The organism is Aporhodopirellula rubra, assembly GCF_014192335.1.
Lineage (GTDB): Bacteria > Planctomycetota > Planctomycetia > Pirellulales > Pirellulaceae > Rhodopirellula > Rhodopirellula rubra.
Genome location: NZ_JACHXU010000003.1, coordinates 78,491 through 94,444, shown reverse-complemented (window position 1 = coordinate 94,444; position 15,954 = coordinate 78,491). Strand labels below are relative to the sequence as shown.

Sequence of the window (15,954 nt, the reverse complement as noted above, 5' to 3'; positions counted from 1 at the left end):
CATCAACTCCACCTATTTTTCAGGAGTCGCTTCGAGCGTTTCGGTGATCGCCTCGCGAAGTTGGTCAGCCAGAGCGGGACCGCCCCCTACAAACAATCGAGTGATTTTGCCATCCCGATCGATGACGACCGTCTGTGGGATCGCGTCCGCCTGATATCTCGCGGCGGCCACGCCATCGATATCCAGTGCCACCTCCGGTGAAATCTTCAGACGATCGAGGGTCTCACGGATCGGTTCGGCCGTTTCCTGCAGATTAACTGCGACCAATCGAACGTCGTCGGAATCGAACTCAGAAACCGCATGTTCGATCACAGGCATTGCTTGCAAACAGGGCCCACACCATGTCGCCCAGAAATCCAGCACAACGACTTTGCCAACCTGATCGGCGACGCTGAACTTGCCGCCGTCGAGCAGGTCGAGCGTAAAGTTCGGGGCCGGCTTACCGACCAACGCGGACGACTTGCCCGAGTTCGGACCACCGCCTTCACCGGCCTCCGGAATGATGGGCTCGGGCGCGTCTTTCAATAGCCAATCACCGTAGGGCTGGTCCCGCTCGGTCTGATTGATGTCGATACCGATCAACAATTCATTCACGTCCCCGAGGTTGATTTTGGATTCACCCAACAGCGGGTGTTCGCCGATTAAAACACTCTCATGCAAACGATCAATGAACATCGACATCCGGTTCCCGTTTCGTAAAACCGCACGCACGGCCAGTCCATTGGCGTTATCGCCTGCGTCCGATTCCCCGTCGTCGGAATCGCGTTCCTCTGCGTTGAGCCAAATGATCTGAGCCAAAACGGATCGATCGATCTCGATCTTCTCCAGGCGTGTTTCGACAACCAAGGTTTCTTCCGACAAACTCACCAATCGACAACGCAAAATGTCGCCATTAACGGCCACGATCAAATGTGTGGGTCGAGTCTTCTTGCGAATGCGTGGAACGGTCAATAAACGATCGCGTCGAGCGACCTCAATTTCCGGATCTCGACAATCCGCGACGAACTGAATCGCACGCATGTGCCCCTCGGGCAATAATGTCTGTCCCGTTATTTCGGATGAAAAACGCACGCCATTTTCATCAATGGCTTGAACCACGCAAGGAATGACTTCGCCGGATCGTAGATACATCGAACGGGGCGACACGACTTTTCGATTGTTATGAGCGTTGTTTCCGAACGCACTCGCCAACACATTCCAAACGCCCCCCTGTTTCGCTCGCTTCGCCGCCTCACGCCGCTGTACCACCTCGCGTTTTTCGCGAGCCAATCGTTGCGACTTTGTCTCCGGTGGCGGTGTTTCCCGATACACCATTCGTCCGCGAAAACTCGGAGCCAAACTTACCGGTTTGGCCCCACGAGGCGAGAACCGCAGGGGCGTGGGCGTCGTCTGGTCTTCGGTATCAATAAACCGCCCCGTCAACCGTCCGTCCGGCAACATCAATCTGCCCAAGATGAACGGTGACGCTGCACTCTTCACAGGTCTCGGATCGGCGACCGAGAACCGTCCGATTTGATCGCAAGTGATTTTAAGATTTCCCTCAATCACATCGTTTTGCAAGGTCAAACGCCCATCTTCAATCGAACGGATTCTCCCCGTCAACCGAATTCCACCATGCGTGATGATTTGCAACCCTGAAGAGGATCCATCACCTCCAACCGACGAAGCATTGGCGACAACATTAGTGACGTCATCATTGGAATCAGCGTCCTCAAAATCTCTGAGCGATACCGCCGAAACGTGTTCGGTCCTCATCCGATACACAGAATCCTCGGTTACAACTTCCCATTCCTCCGCATCAATGACCCTCAACTGTCCGACATGCACGGTCCCATCCTCGAGGACGATGCTGTCTCGATCCTCCCGCGATCGATGACTCAGCAAGTCCGACAAACGTTGAACACGAATGAAATCAAGACTCACGTTGCCGACTTGATTCGTTAGACGAAGTCCAGGACGGACGTCGGGATAATCATTGGCCGGCAATTCGAATTCCCCGATTTTGTCACCGCGCGGCGAGAACGCCATGAGGTGACCATCGTTCTGATTGATCTGCAGCAGCAAACTCAACTGGCCATCAAGGTCAGCGACCGATCCGAGCGGGATCACTTGAGCAACCTCATCCAATTCCCGCAACAGAACAACGTCGTTCTCCCATACCTCGACACGAAAGGCGCTCGCGGCGGACTCCTCACTGTTCTTCTCGTCAACACCAATGGCAAAGACAAACTGTGGTTTTCCCTCCCATCTCAGTTCAGCCTCGACTTGAATGACGTTCGACAACTCGACGTTTCGATACACCGACGCCCCACTTTCATCCGTCCGAAGTTCGGCTCCGCCTTGGGCCCAATCGTCCTGATTACCATCGACAGTCCATTCCTGAACGGGGCCAGGTCCTTGAAAGAGAATGGACGCACCGTCACGCCAGGGTCCGATCCGATGTACGGCTGATCGCATCAGCAGAATCTCGCCAAACGAATCTGTATCGATTCGGATCGACCACTCATCAACCTCCAACACACTGCCAAACAATCGGTCCCCACGCACTAAATCGAATACGAACTGCCCCGTCGATGGCCGAAGTGGAATAGGAGGAGGGAACGAACCTGACACGACTGAATGGGCGGGGAAATCGATCGCACTCGCGAAATGCGGGTACTTCCAGGCAATTCGATCTCCGTTGGTTGCGTTCGACGAGGCCAATTGGCCGGGCAAATGGTCTCCACCCACCAATCGCAATTGTCCGGTTGGGTTCGTATCGTCCGCTCGAACGCTCGTCACTGACAACACAAGTAAGACGACGGAGAGCCAACCCTCGACGATCGAGACCGCTGCGTTTTTTTGCCGAATCATTAGGATCATCGTTCGTAAATAGGCAGGAAGCGGAAATTAAGTGCCATCGCGAGTAACCCCAATGCCGTATCGACCGGCTTTCCGAGCGACCCGCTAAAACTGCCATCTTCCTGTTGATCGGCCTTCAACTCCCGAATCAGTTGATCGTTCCAACGTTCCCACCCGTCGACGTCACCTTGAAAGAGTGCTTGAGCTTGATAGTACTGTCCGTACCTCAAGTATCCGCTGGACGATTCCTCGAGTCGATTCGTCAACGCACCGAGAGTCGCTTTAAACTCAGACATATCCTTTCGACGGGAGATCGCATACACGAGAGTGCCGATCGATGTCCGGGGAATCGAATCGCCAAAGCCACCAACTCCGGCATAGGCAACCTGTCCCGATGGACTCGTCATCGATTTGAAATACGCTACCCCTCGATCGATCGCTTCATCGGGAACTTCAATCCCGGCATTACGTGCGGCGAGCAAACCGACCATCACCGCGCCACTGACGGAGGTGTCCGCGTCCGTCGCGTCGGGCCCATATCGCCATCCGCCGTATTGATTTTTCTTTTGCGAGATAACGGCGCCACGCACTGCCAACTCCAACGAATGTCCCAACGACCGCACACCATTGGCTCCATTCGTTCCACCGTTGCCACTCCATAAATCGGCATCGTCAACCGCGCCATAGGCTTCGGCAACCGCGAGCATTGCGAACCCGTGGTTGTACATGCTCGTGTGCCCCATGTTTCCACCAAAGATTCCGGTTGTCGCATCCTGGCCGCTCAACATGCTCCGCAGCCCACGTCGAATGTTGCCGCTGTAGATGCCGAAGTTCGGGTCTTCACCGGAGGCAAGGAACGTCATCACGGCCATCCCAGTCACGCCAGGCCCCGCATGCCCTCCTTCCCAGCTCCCTCCTTCCGTCTGCGTCGTGGCGAGGAATTTCAATCCTTTCTCATAAGTCTCTCGCACATCACGCGGAACCACCTCGCCCATCTGCGCCGTCGGAAACTGAGCGTGCACAATTCCTGGATGCGCCGCCGTCAGGCCAAACCAAACCAGAGCGATCCACGCCATACAACTATTCATCCCACGCTCCCATCTGTTTCAAGCTTGCTTTAATCATTTTCGCTTGCGGGAACATACTCCGGATCGCATTTAACTGTGCATCGTCAAAAATCGCTTCGATCTTCTCGGCGGGCAACTCACTCAGCTTGATCATGATGATGTAGGTAAGATACTGCCCCGACGGATTAGAAATCTTCACATCGTTTCGCAGCAAACCCAAAAAGGCATCTCGCTGTTTCGTTGTCATTGGAACATGCCTGTTGAGATTCCCGACGTAGGCCGCGTAGGCAAGTTCCAACTTCCGCTTTCCCTGGTTCCTCTGAAGTTCTTTGAGTTCAGCAGCCTGCTGATCATTGACGGTCGCTCGAGCCACTTTTTTTAACAGCGAGTCAGCTCCAAAGAGCCCTTTATTAAGTCGCTGCTGGAGCGGCATCGCGAGTTGATAGAGTTCGTTGATTTGGTCCTGACCGATCTCGCCTTGAGCCTCTTTCAGTTTGAACTTCTCGATCGCCTCATCGACGTCCACGAAGAAACGACTGATGTCCCCTTTTCCTGCAAATCGAATCCGCGTCTTTTGAGACTCCTCTAGTGGCGTGAACTGTTCAACCCGATCGAGCTCGATCTCAATCCGGTCATTCAGTGCCTTGCGGGCAGCTATTGAGTTTTGCATCCCCGAGAAGATCCAACTTTCAAATTGCGTCTGAGTGATTTGGAACCCTTGTCCGTTCGCATGACGTAGATCCCCCAAACCCGAGAGACACCCGCACACCAATCCCAGGACACCGATGCGGCAAGCCATCCTCATTGTCCCGTTCTCATTGAAACTGCGACCACGTGGTGTGTCGCCCCGGAATACCGAACCATTCTGTCCCAGAAATCGGCCGAACCGTGAAACCAAGTCAGACGCAACGCGGTGTGTTTTCATCCGAAATTTCATTGAAAACCACATCACTTGATCCATTCCTCGTTGAGCTTGACTTCGCCACCGAATTGGTTGCCCCATCCGAACGAAATGCTAATCTGCTGAAACGAGTCCAATGCCTTTTGTTGCTTTGGAGTCAGGACTTTTTTCAAACTGTCCTTCGGCATCGGCGGAAGGTACTGCTGGTTTTGCACATAGTTGAGTATCCATTGCAGATCGATGGCCTGCCAATCTTTCATCAGCGTTTGCATCAATGCCGACTGTTGTGTTTCAGTTAAACCGACTTTTTCATCGAGTATATCAATCGCGAGACCGATCGCGGTCGCACGTTCGAATCGGTCGCGTTCCTTTGCCTCTTCGACATACGTTTCGTACTGCGGTTGTGACAAAATCGGTTCGAGATATTTCAGCGCATCTCGACGAACGCGGCCATACGGATTCTCGCTCAGCAGTTCGCTATTAGGTCCTCTGAGGTGGACGCCGTTGTTATTGTTCAACCTTCTGACGTTATTGTTCTCGTCTTGGACCAAATCACCGGTGGCCAAATACGCTTTGGTCGCCGCCCGAACGATTTGCTTCATCTGTTCAACCGACGGCTCGCAAACACGTTTGATGAAAGACAACTCAACGTTGACCAATGGCCTAACAAAAGTTAATGCTGCCTTGCCTTCGACAGCGACCTCCAAACGCACCTGGGCCGCTTGCAGTTCTTCCACAAGAGCTTCTTCCTCCTGACCATTTGCGGTACAAACGCAAACCAGGATCAATCCCCAAACGATGCAACCACGAAACCGCATCACGAACCTCCGATTCGGTTGAAGTATTGATCGAGTCCTCGTCGAAACTCCTCGGGTAAAACGACACCAGAATCGCCCGTTGTTTGGCCAACCTCACGACTTTCTCGGACTTCCTTGGCATTGCGTCCTTTCCCTACAAGTGCGAGTGCCGAATCGGTCGTATTGCCGTTTCCACCGCCGCCCGGTGTCGAGCCTCCGCCGCCACCGCCGTTGGGATTGATGCGTTTGGATCGCAAGATCAATTCGATCGCTTCGGTCTCCGCCGCGATCGCGGGAGGCCCCGTATCCGCCCCACGCAAAATCTCCGACGCCTCCGCCATCACGAGATCCACTTGACCGAGCATTTTCAGTTCTTTGGCAAAGTGTTTCGTCGCGTCGGGCAATTCCCTGATCCGGCCAATCACCTTCACAACACGTTCATTGATTTCCGACTGCGTGGTTGAGAGTGCTTCGGCATTCTCTTCATGCTCGCCCTCCTTCATCGCAGGCTTCGCTTGTTCAGCGACTCGGGTTTCTTCCCGCAGATCGATTTCGGCTTCGAGAATCTGCAGCACTTCGAGGACGATCGAGGGCGGCAAACTCTCGGGTGATTTCCCACCTGGACAGGATCCGCTGCACGCCGGATCGACTAAATTTTCTGCCCACCGGTCTAACGCATCGGACCAATACTCGGCCTCCGCAACCGACAGGCCTTGCTGTTCATTGATCTTCCCGGCGAGTTGCCGCAGACCGCCAATCACGTCGGATTCTCTCATTTCATCGAGAGTCGCTTTGAAGTTCATGAACCGACGACGTTCGAAGTAGGCGGCAAGATCATCCATGATGTATGACACCGTCGTGACGCTGATCTCCTCGGTGTTTTTCAGTTTGTTGAGTTCCTCACGCACGTCTTCATCGACATCCATCTTGGTGACACCGAAGGCCGGTTGCAGTTGATCCGTCAATCGTCCCGCGACCACATTTTGCTGTCGGGACGCCGCTTTCAACCGCTTCGCCAGCGTGCTGCCTTCCAGGTTCGCGAGCACCGCGTTGAGTTCATCAGCGAGTCGATCGAACTCGGCGAGCAATCCCTCCTGTTCTTCGACCGCCTGTTGCATACTGTCTTGCTGATTTGCGGGCGGGTCTTTCTTCGGCTGGCTCTTCCCCATCACCGTGGTGACAGGAAGCCGCAAGGACGGACTGCTCGGCTTCTTCGGTGCACCGGGTTCAGACGGTTCCTCATCGGGCGAATTTGCCGACGATTCCATATCAACGAGCGAAGGGGCATTGCGAAGCTTCGGTGTTTTCTCTTCCGATGGCTTCGATCCCACACCGCCCCCACCGGCGCGATTCTGTCCCGCTTTGGGGCCACTCGGACTCTTCGGTTTGCCCGTGCCCTCGGATCGCGCGATCCCCTTGGGTTGTTCGGCCGCGTTGTCGAGCAAGTCAGCGACCGACGGCATCCGATTCTCCGAAAGGTCCTGCAACACCTGCAACATCTCCGCCCACCGTTCGAGATGCCCGACCCCGATTTCAGGATTACGAGATGCGGTTCGCACGAGATCGTCGCCGATTTGACCGAGTCGATCGAGACGCCGACCGTTGGACTGTTCCGCCGACGCCTGACGTTCTATCGCGCGTCGGTTTTCAGCGTTGTCGAGTTCGTCCGGTGGAAGATCTCGAAGCTCCTTGTTCTTCTCGTACAATTGTCGTTCGCGATCACGTACATCAAGAGCCTGACGGTGCCATTTGCTCAGTTGTTCGGTAATCCAAATCGCGTGCTGGTCCGCGGTCAAGACATAGAGAATGTGTGGGGGTGAATAGATGCGATTGCGTCCCGGAAGGTAGTCCTCCGCCCACACGAATAACTCAATCGGTTGAGGTTCAATGCCGAGCGTCGTGGCGCAGAAGGTTCCGATCGCTTCGACATCCGCCGCGTCATGATCACCCGCGGCGAGAGGTCGTTCACCTTTGGCAGGACGTTCGACGTATCCCATGTCCAGGCCTCGCCACATCAAACCGATTTGACGAATGCCGAAATCATCGCTCGCTCGTGCCGTGAACTTCAACGTCTCGCTGTCCAACACCACAGCCTGTCGTGGCAACCCGTCACAGATCAACGTCGGCGCTTCGTCATCCACCGCGTTGACGGTCAACTCAAACGGTTCGCGTGGCGTCAGCCCAAATTGATCCTGCCACTGAAACTGCAGCGACGAGACATCATTGACCGGAACCGATCGACTCGCGAGCGTTGCCCCGACGACCTTTCGATCTTCCGCATTCACCTTCCCGGACGCGAGATCTCGATTGACCGTGGCGGTAAAAACCGCTTCGCTGCCGCGAACCATCGTCACGTTGCCACCGCGTGAATCGACTCGTCGCACACCGTCATAGCCGAGGTATTCGGGCAAGCGAACGTCCGCGACCACCGACGCCAGTTCCGGTCGCAACGTCGGATTAATGGCGACCGTTTGAGTGACATCGCCGACGCACAGCGTGGTTTCTTGATCCGCGATTTGCGGTGGTACGGCAAACGTGTAAACGCCGTCATTCAGTTTCGCCTCCGCAACCGATTGGCTGCCGATCTGAAGCGTTGCCGTCGGCGGTTGCCAACGTGAATTGTCGGCCAACATGATTGGCAACGTCGTAGGTTCCCCATGCGGCAACACCACTTTTTCGGGCAACGGCACAATCCGCGTGAACGTGTAGCGAGGTGTGTTTTTCCAAGGCATCAACAATCTCGACCAAGCGTTCCCGGACGCGGCCGGATACGACACGGCCAATGCGACCACCGCGACGGCCACCAATGTCGCCGCCACACTGCAGGCTCGGTAAGACGATGCGGGAGTGGATTGATTGAGGTCCCGACGTGACGCGTCCTCGGCGACTTGTTTCATCGCCGCTTGGCACAACGCGGGAGAGCGTGCCTGCTCGCTGTCACTGCGTGTCAATTCAATCACGCCGAGCAGTTGATCCCCGACCGCAGGCAAACGCTTACTCAGCAACCGAGCGAGCGGCTCGAGGCTCTGATAACGCCATACCCAACGATAAAAGAACCACGGAATGATTAACGTCAGAGTCAATGTCGCGATTAATAACAAACCGCGAAAGAGTCCCGGCATGTCCGCGATTCGGTCCCACCCGTAGACAACCAAGAACGCCACGCCGATCGCGATCACTGAAACCGCAACGGCCTCCATCATCTTGATCTGCCAAACACGCCGACGATAGGCGAACAATTGTCGCTGGAGCGTTTCGGGAACACTTAACGCCAACGGTTGATTTGCAGAACTCATATCAAACCTACTCCTTTTCGTGCGATCCAGAACAATGCTAACAGAGCAACAAAACATCCGACGACAATCGGATGACTCCACAACGCGATGCGACGTATCGATGGTGGCGGATCGGGCATCGCCGAAAGCCATTGCATGACGTCGCCCTTTCGATCAATCGCGAGCACCTGCCCACGGGTCACCCGCGCAATTTCTTCGAGAACCTCCGGCCGAGCCGGTTTGCCGACCTGTTCGAGGCTCGCCCCCTGAACGAACACACTCGTCTCGAGCGTTTCGCCGGTTTGTTTGCAGAACATCGTCAACTGATGTGTCCCCGGTTCGCGTGGCGTCATCCTGCCTGAAAACGCCCCCCACTGTTCACCGCCTGACTCCATCCGAATCGTCTCGACGCGATTGCTAGGCGAAACGATTCGCAGGGTAACGTCGCCTTTACTCAGCGGCTCGCCACTCGGTTCCATCACGTTCGCGTTCACCGTGACGGTTTGTCGAGTTTGTGGCCGTTCGGGAGAGTAATACAAACGCATGCTCTCGCCCTGGGCCATGTTTCTGCGGTACGCCATCCAACGCACGACCTGGCCCCAAAAGCGATAGTGATACAGATCTTCAACGCCCTTTCGCCAACGCCACGCACCGTCCGTTCCCATGAAGAGCACTTTGCCTGCGCCAAACGTCCGCGTGACGAGTAACGGCAACCGGCCGAACCGGTTGCTCGTCTCTTGGTGGACACACAAGGTTTCGGTTCCCGGTTTGGCCCGCAGCACCGGCGCATGCCACTGGAACCCCGGCAGGTTGCCCCACACCTCGAGATTCTCGTCCGATGTATCCGACAATTTGGTCAGCAAACTTCGTCGACCGAGTTCCGTCAACTCGAAATGCTGCGCCGTTCGCGATCCCCATCCACGAGGTTGCGATTGATCCAACTCCACCGGCACCAGATCGCCGAGCTCAGTGTCGAGCAAACTGAATTGCCGCCCCTGCCATCCGGGCATGAAAACCAAACCACTCGCTTGCTGGCTGACCAAACCTCGCAACCATTCGCACTGTTCCGGCGTGAGTTGCCCGTCGTCGATCCCGACATCACCGAGGAAGACGACGTCATAACGTGCCAACTCTTCTTTTGTCGCTGGGAAATCGCTGATGTAGTCTGCATTTCCTCCGCCCCGTTTATCGAGACCGGGATGAAACAGCAAACACGAAACATCGACTCCCGGATCTCGCGACAACGCGTTACGAAGATATCGATACTCCCAACGCGGCAACGATTCGATCACCAACACCTTCAACTTTTCTTCTCGAATCGAAATCGGCGCGGCCAATTCATTGTTGTCGTCACGGACTTCGCTCGGGTGCGACGAAATCGAAAGCGACAGGGAGGTCTCTCCGAGCGAAGTCGGCTCAAACTCAATCGAATCGTTCGTTCGGCCCATCGCGGAGACGCGGACCTCCTTCGTCACCTCCCCACCGCTCGCGTTCGTCATCGTTACCGTCGTGACGTAATCGCGAGGCAGTGAACTTTCGATCGAAAAACCGATTCGAACCCGCTTGCCCAAAATCGCAAACGTGGGCACGTCAAAACTGACCAACTCCACATCCGGCAACTTCGTATCGCTGCCGACGGGGAACACGAACACAGGAATGCCGAGCGATCGCAAACGTCCCGCTGCCTGAACCGGGGCGGAGCCTTGATTCCAATCACCATCCGAGGCCAACACTACGCCGAGCAAATGGCTGTGCTTCCTCGCCGCATCGACCAAGGGACTCGATAGATCCGTCCCCAATTCGCCCGACTCCACGTCCAAATCCGTTCGCGAAGCTCCGACCGTTTGAGGCCCGCTGGTATTCGAAATCGGATGAATCGTAACCGGTGAACGAGGTTCTTCCTTCGTTTCAGCAAAAGGTTCGATCACCACATCGGCGCGTTCTTGCAACGACGACCAAGCGTCCATCTGTGTCAGCGGCATGATTGCGTCATGTCGTGATTGAGCCGCAGCCGACACGTCTCGTGTCTGCATGCTCGCAGAGTCGTCCCACAACACCGCCACAACCGGTTTTTCCTCGGGTCGAAACTGCTCCACCCATTCCGGTCCGCCCAACAAAAACGCCGCGATCGACACCATCGCGAAACGCAACGACTCCAACGCGATCGTGGATCGCCGCCAACGGGTACGACGACACGCAATCACACCGACAACCGCCGTTACGACCACGGCACAAACCGCGATGGCAATCGTCCACGGCGTCCATGCGAATGAGATCATGTTGGTTTGGATCATGCCGAGACACCTCCAGGCACGCGCACACTGTCCTCGGTTCGCTGACGCGGCAGACACAGAAATGCTTCGCCAATCATCGCCACCAACATTACAATCAAGAACGCTCGCCAAACCTCCTCAACGAGTGAACTCCCGCTCCCCGCTTGTCGATCTACCCGAACGAACGGCAATCCTTGAAACAGCGACTCGACTTGATCGTCATCCAGCGTTGCAGACACATCTTCGGCCACGCTGCGGTTTACCGCGATCAACCGGCCTTCATCCAATTGCCCCTCATCACGCTGCTCAAACACTCCTGCAATAAAAGCGTTTTCGCTCGACAACGCTGACGAACGTCCCGACAACCGCTGCCATCGCGATGCCAACTTAGGATCTGAGGTACCCGCTTCTAAGTTCGACGTATTCCCGAGCGACTCGGCGCCGGCGGCCAACGCTCGTTGAATCATCACATACAACACCACCCCGTCGGCCGCTAATGATGAATCGTCTTCCGAAGGCGTCGTGCTGCAAAAGTAAACTCCACCCCGAGGTGTCGCGACGCGAGCCAGCAGTGGCGTTCCGTCCGTGAGCGTTGCCAGCGAAGTCGCCTCGCCAGTCAGACCTGCATAGCGATCGATTTTCAATTGTCCAACCGGCAACGATGTTCCCGCCATGGTGGCGGCCAAAAGGTCTGCATCGCCTCGCCACGATTTGATCGCGGTGTCTTTATCGGCGTCACGCCAATCGTCCCAGTGCATCGCGAAGATTTCCCCCGAACCCCTCAGGCCCCTCGCGGAAGCAGAAGGAAAAAAGACAACACGACCGCCGCGTTCGACGAACGCCTCGATCATCTCCCTCGTTCCTACATCACCGTCACGCCCGCCGACCCCTGGCAAAGCGGCGTGCCATAACAACAACGACACGCTCTCCCAAGAGATCCCATCCACTTCGCGTGGACTGATGACCTCGGCCTCACTCTGCACGCTCTCGTCAGACGGAATTTCCGACGCCAATTTCAAGACACGCCCCACCTGTTCGTCTTCCGTCACAACAACCGTGCGGCGGGCCGCGGGCGCGTCGAAGGTGTAAAAGAACTCGTTGTCCGCAGGATTCAAATCTGCTGGAATCGAAACGTGTCCGTGTCCCCTTTCAGAACCCTTCGGCAGGGCGATCCGATGACCATTGAGTTCGCCGACGCCGCCGCGAATTTCGAGATCAACCACCGTGCGTGAGTCACCGAGACTCAGCGTCAGCGGCAACGTACTCGACTCGTCACTCGAGGCACTTTGCCCGGACGTCACACCATCTAAGTTCTGTTGCACTTTGACCGAGAGAACGACCGCGGACTCGTCATCATCCGTCACCAAGTCAGCCTGTTCGACTCGCACGGACAAATTCTTCTGTGCCGCCGAAACGCCAGTTTCCGACGACGAGAACGCCAAGAGTCGAAAACGTATCCGACGACCGAAATCCACAAACGCATCCCGCAGCGATTTCCACCGCCCGTCCTCCGAACGCCAATCGTGAGCACGCAGGTCCGAGCAGATCCAGACCTCGGTTTGGCCCAACTGGTTCGCGTTGATATGGTCCAACGCCGCGAGCAACATTGCCGGCATATCCGCCGATGCGTCCGATGGCCCCGTCTCAGGCAATTCCAACAAATCCGACGGCGAGGCCAACTCGCGGGGCGTTTGCGAATTGCTTTCGATCAAAACCACCCGCTCCGTCCCGATCGTTTGCAACGCCTCGACAATCTGAGTGATACCGGTTTGCAGTTTCGTACGCGACGTCCCGTCCGTGCTCGACTGCATCGAAGGCGAACGATCTAACAACACAATCGTGTTGGCCGGTCCACTCCCGGTGAAGGCTCCGGCAATGGATCCCCCCAACACTCCGCTCGCGATCGGGCGGCCGATGGCAAATATCAACGTCGCAATCACGATCGCCCTGAGTGCCAGAATCAACCACTGCCGAATCCGTGCATATCCCCGGTTCATCCGATTGGCAGACAACAGGAACATCATCGCCGCCCACTGCGTCGATTGATACCGACGTTGATTGATCAAATGAATAATGATCGGGATCAACGCAAGCGGCAGCGCCGCCAACATCCACGGTTGCAGAAAACTCATCGCACACCCCGCGCCGTGGCCCGCCGAGTCAGAAACCGCGTAAGCACCTCTTGGTAGGGCTCATCCAAACTAACGCGGTGATAGTCCACGCCCGTCTGCGTCACAATTTCGCTCATCCGATCGAGATACTCGCGCAGCGCCGATTGATAGCGGTCGGCGATCTCGCTCGGTTCTGCAAAGATCGCCGTGCCGCCTTCCATATCGAGAAAACGAGTTGGTCGTCCAAAAGAAAAATTCAACTCCTGCGGATCGAGTAGGTGAAACAACGATAGATCATGTTTGCGAAATCGAATGTGTTCAAAACATCCACGCAGTTGATCGGGGTCAACAAAAAAGTCTGACATCACCAGAATCATCGCGCCCTGACGCGTCGTCTCGGCGAGTTCGTGCAGCACCTCGACCAATTGCGTTTGCCCGTCCCCTTTGGCCTCTTCCAACGTGTCAAAAATCGAACGCAGGTGCGACGGGTTTCGAAGGGCAGGCAGGTGTTTGACGATCCCATCAGCGACGCAGGACAATCCGACCGCGTCCCCCTGACCAACGGCGATGTAACCGATCGCCGCCGCAATCCGCCTCGCATATTGCAGTTTGGTGATCACCTTCTTCGTCAACGCGTCGCTCGTTTTTTCGGCGACCGTCCCGAACTCCATCGACCCGCTCGTATCAACGACCAGACAACACCGCAAATTCGTGTCGGCTTCGAACTCTTTGACGTAGTATCGATCACTGCGTCCATGAGCCCGCCAATCGAGTCTCCGGAGATCATCACCGGGAACGTATTTTCGATACTGAGCGAACTCGACACTCGATCCTCGCGTCGGGCTCGTGTGGCGACCGGAAACCGTCCCACGCATCGGACGACGCGCCATCAACGGCATCCCGGCGAGCGATGCCAATACGGTCGGATCGATAAAATCACGCGGCTTTTGAGACGTCCACATGCGATTAGTTTTCTTCGCTCAACAATCGCCCAATGATGTCACTCGCGGACAACCCTTCGGCCTGCGCCGCGAACGTGGTGATGATCCGATGGGTCAACACCGGCAACGCCACATAACGCACGTCTTCGCTGCGAACCATGTAAGACCCCTCCAGCGCCGCACGCGCCTTCGCGCCGAGAATTAAATCCTGAACCGCACGCGGTCCCGCTCCCCATGACACCAACGGCAACAACCACTCCGGCGCCGTGCCACCCGCCGGCCGCGTCTTTCGAACCAACTGCGCCGCCTCGATATAAATGTGTTCGGGGACCGGGATCCGACGCACCAAATCTTGATGGGCGATTATGTCGTCACCCGTCATCAAGTGTTCGAGCGATGGTAACTTGCTGCCCGTCGTGGTCCGCGCGATCGCGATCTCCTCCTCCTCCGACGGATAGTCCAGTTCGATTAACGCCATGAACCGATCGAGCTGGGCTTCGGGCAAGGGATACGTCCCTTCCTGTTCGACCGGGTTCTGTGTGGCGAGTACCATAAACGGCGAGGGCAAATCGAAGCCCTTACCAACAACGGTGATGCGTTGCTCCTGCATCGCCTCGAGCATCGCGGCCTGCGTCTTCGGCGGAGCCCGGTTGATTTCATCGGCCAAAATAATGTTCGCGAAAACAGGGCCATGTGCAAACTCGAACTCTCGTCGCCCTTCGCCGTTGTCTTGCAAGATATCAGTACCGGTGATGTCCATCGGCATCAGGTCAGGCGTGAATTGGATGCGACTGAACTTCAACGACATCGTCTCGGCGAGCTTGCTCACCAACAATGTTTTCGCGAGCCCCGGAACCCCCATCAACAACGCGTGCCGTCGGGCGAACAAACAAACGAGCAATAAATCGATCGTGTCTCGTTGACCGACAATCACTCGCCCGAGCTCTTCACGCAGCCGGTGATGGACTTTCCCGAGCCGATCGACGGCGGCGACGTCGTCATCGCTCAGGGCGGATTCGGGAGCGACCGGAGTAGATGACATAACCGACTGCGACATGTGGAAGATCCTGGATTGTCGGAACGACGATGAGTTCCCGCACCCCGAGGAGTGGGGTAAGGCTCACTAATCATAGCCGTCCGCCAGCCCCCCATGCAAATTTATCTTCTCGCAAACTCACGGTGATGGACGATCGTCACTCGAAATCTGTTCAGTGACACAGTGGGCACTTCCCCCCAATACCACGCTCACACTTGATCAAACGGACCGCTCACCAAGTGCCTCGTCTCCAACCAATCACTCGCACTTATCGATAGATCATCAAATAATACCGGCCGTCTTCGTTCTCACCCTCGCTCGCAATCATCCAGCCGAGCGATTGATAAAACTTCAGAGCAGACGCGTTCTCAAAACTACACTTAAGTGTCCACGGCCGCGGCAGCCAACTGTCCAGCGAAGCCAACAGTGCCTTGCCCACGCCTAGACGCCGCATCGACTCGGACACGTAGAGGTGATGCACGAAACACTCCGGCCGCCAAATCGAAAGAAAACCAACGATGTCACCACTCGGATCCACGGCAACAAAAACCATTTCTCCCGCCGTCACTCGTTCGTAGTCCATCAACTCCGGCCGCACCTCCGCCATCCACTCCGCGGTGCTCAAACAGTCCTGATAGACTCGCGCAATCCGAGGCGTGTCCGACTCAACGGCAGGTCGTATTGTGATCATCGCACGTCATGTCAATCGAAA

10 protein-coding genes are annotated in these 15,954 nt (G+C 56.1%); all 10 read right to left on the bottom strand.

Annotated elements, in window-relative coordinates; all coding sequences use genetic code 11:
- Positions 1-12: 12 nt before the first annotated feature.
- Positions 13-2,853: a TlpA family protein disulfide reductase gene (locus FHS27_RS05095; protein WP_246419124.1), complete on the bottom strand. Its 2,841-nt coding sequence runs from the start codon at positions 2,851-2,853 to the stop codon at positions 13-15.
- Positions 2,854-2,858: 5 nt separating this feature from the next.
- Positions 2,859-3,917: a terpene cyclase/mutase family protein gene (locus FHS27_RS05090; protein WP_184303344.1), complete on the bottom strand. Its 1,059-nt coding sequence runs from the start codon at positions 3,915-3,917 to the stop codon at positions 2,859-2,861.
- A 4-nt stretch (positions 3,918-3,921) separates the two neighbouring features.
- Positions 3,922-4,578 (bottom strand): hypothetical protein, encoded by a 657-nt coding sequence (locus FHS27_RS05085; RefSeq protein ID WP_246419123.1) that lies wholly within the window; start codon positions 4,576-4,578, stop codon positions 3,922-3,924.
- Positions 4,579-4,856: 278 nt separating this feature from the next.
- Positions 4,857-5,627 (bottom strand): hypothetical protein, encoded by a 771-nt coding sequence (locus FHS27_RS05080; protein ID WP_184302604.1) that lies wholly within the window; start codon positions 5,625-5,627, stop codon positions 4,857-4,859.
- A complete protein-coding gene (locus FHS27_RS05075; protein ID WP_184302601.1) occupies positions 5,627-8,902 on the bottom strand; it encodes a hypothetical protein in 3,276 nt (1,091 codons plus the stop codon). Before FHS27_RS05075 ends, FHS27_RS05080 begins: the two co-directional genes overlap by 1 nt.
- On the bottom strand, positions 8,899-11,175 hold the full coding sequence (locus tag FHS27_RS05070; protein WP_184302597.1) for a hypothetical protein: 2,277 nt from the start codon (positions 11,173-11,175) through the stop codon (positions 8,899-8,901). Before FHS27_RS05070 ends, FHS27_RS05075 begins: the two co-directional genes overlap by 4 nt.
- Entirely contained in the window at positions 11,172-13,286 is a 2,115-nt protein-coding gene (locus FHS27_RS05065) for a BatA domain-containing protein (protein ID WP_184302594.1), read from the bottom strand. The genes FHS27_RS05070 and FHS27_RS05065 overlap by 4 nt, the downstream gene beginning before the upstream one ends.
- Entirely contained in the window at positions 13,283-14,227 is a 945-nt protein-coding gene (locus FHS27_RS05060) for a DUF58 domain-containing protein (RefSeq protein WP_009097417.1), read from the bottom strand. Before FHS27_RS05060 ends, FHS27_RS05065 begins: the two co-directional genes overlap by 4 nt.
- Positions 14,228-14,231: 4 nt before the next feature.
- Positions 14,232-15,263, bottom strand: a complete 1,032-nt coding sequence (locus tag FHS27_RS05055; RefSeq protein WP_184302591.1) for an AAA family ATPase — start codon at positions 15,261-15,263, stop codon at positions 14,232-14,234.
- Positions 15,264-15,510: 247 nt separating this feature from the next.
- Complete coding sequence (locus tag FHS27_RS05050) at positions 15,511-15,933, bottom strand: GNAT family N-acetyltransferase (protein WP_246419122.1); 423 nt, start codon at positions 15,931-15,933, stop codon at positions 15,511-15,513.
- Between the last annotated feature and the right edge of the window lie 21 nt (positions 15,934-15,954).

Bases quoted from the DNA above. Each gene is read 5' to 3' on its own strand.
- FHS27_RS05085 (WP_246419123.1), bottom strand. From the start codon at position 4,578: ATGCAAAACTCAATAGCTGCCCGCAAGGCACTGAATGACCGGATTGAG.
- FHS27_RS05065 (WP_184302594.1), bottom strand. From the start codon at position 13,286: ATGAGTTTTCTGCAACCGTGGATGTTGGCGGCGCTGCCGCTTGCGTTG.
- FHS27_RS05055 (WP_184302591.1), bottom strand. From the start codon at position 15,263: ATGTCGCAGTCGGTTATGTCATCTACTCCGGTCGCTCCCGAATCCGCC.
- FHS27_RS05075 (WP_184302601.1), bottom strand. From the start codon at position 8,902: ATGAGTTCTGCAAATCAACCGTTGGCGTTAAGTGTTCCCGAAACGCTC.
- FHS27_RS05090 (WP_184303344.1), bottom strand. From the start codon at position 3,917: ATGGCGTGGATCGCTCTGGTTTGGTTTGGCCTGACGGCGGCGCATCCA.
- FHS27_RS05080 (WP_184302604.1), bottom strand. From the start codon at position 5,627: ATGCGGTTTCGTGGTTGCATCGTTTGGGGATTGATCCTGGTTTGCGTT.
- FHS27_RS05050 (WP_246419122.1), bottom strand. From the start codon at position 15,933: ATGATCACAATACGACCTGCCGTTGAGTCGGACACGCCTCGGATTGCG.
- FHS27_RS05070 (WP_184302597.1), bottom strand. From the start codon at position 11,175: ATGATCCAAACCAACATGATCTCATTCGCATGGACGCCGTGGACGATT.
- FHS27_RS05095 (WP_246419124.1), bottom strand. From the start codon at position 2,853: ATGATTCGGCAAAAAAACGCAGCGGTCTCGATCGTCGAGGGTTGGCTC.
- FHS27_RS05060 (WP_009097417.1), bottom strand. From the start codon at position 14,227: ATGTGGACGTCTCAAAAGCCGCGTGATTTTATCGATCCGACCGTATTG.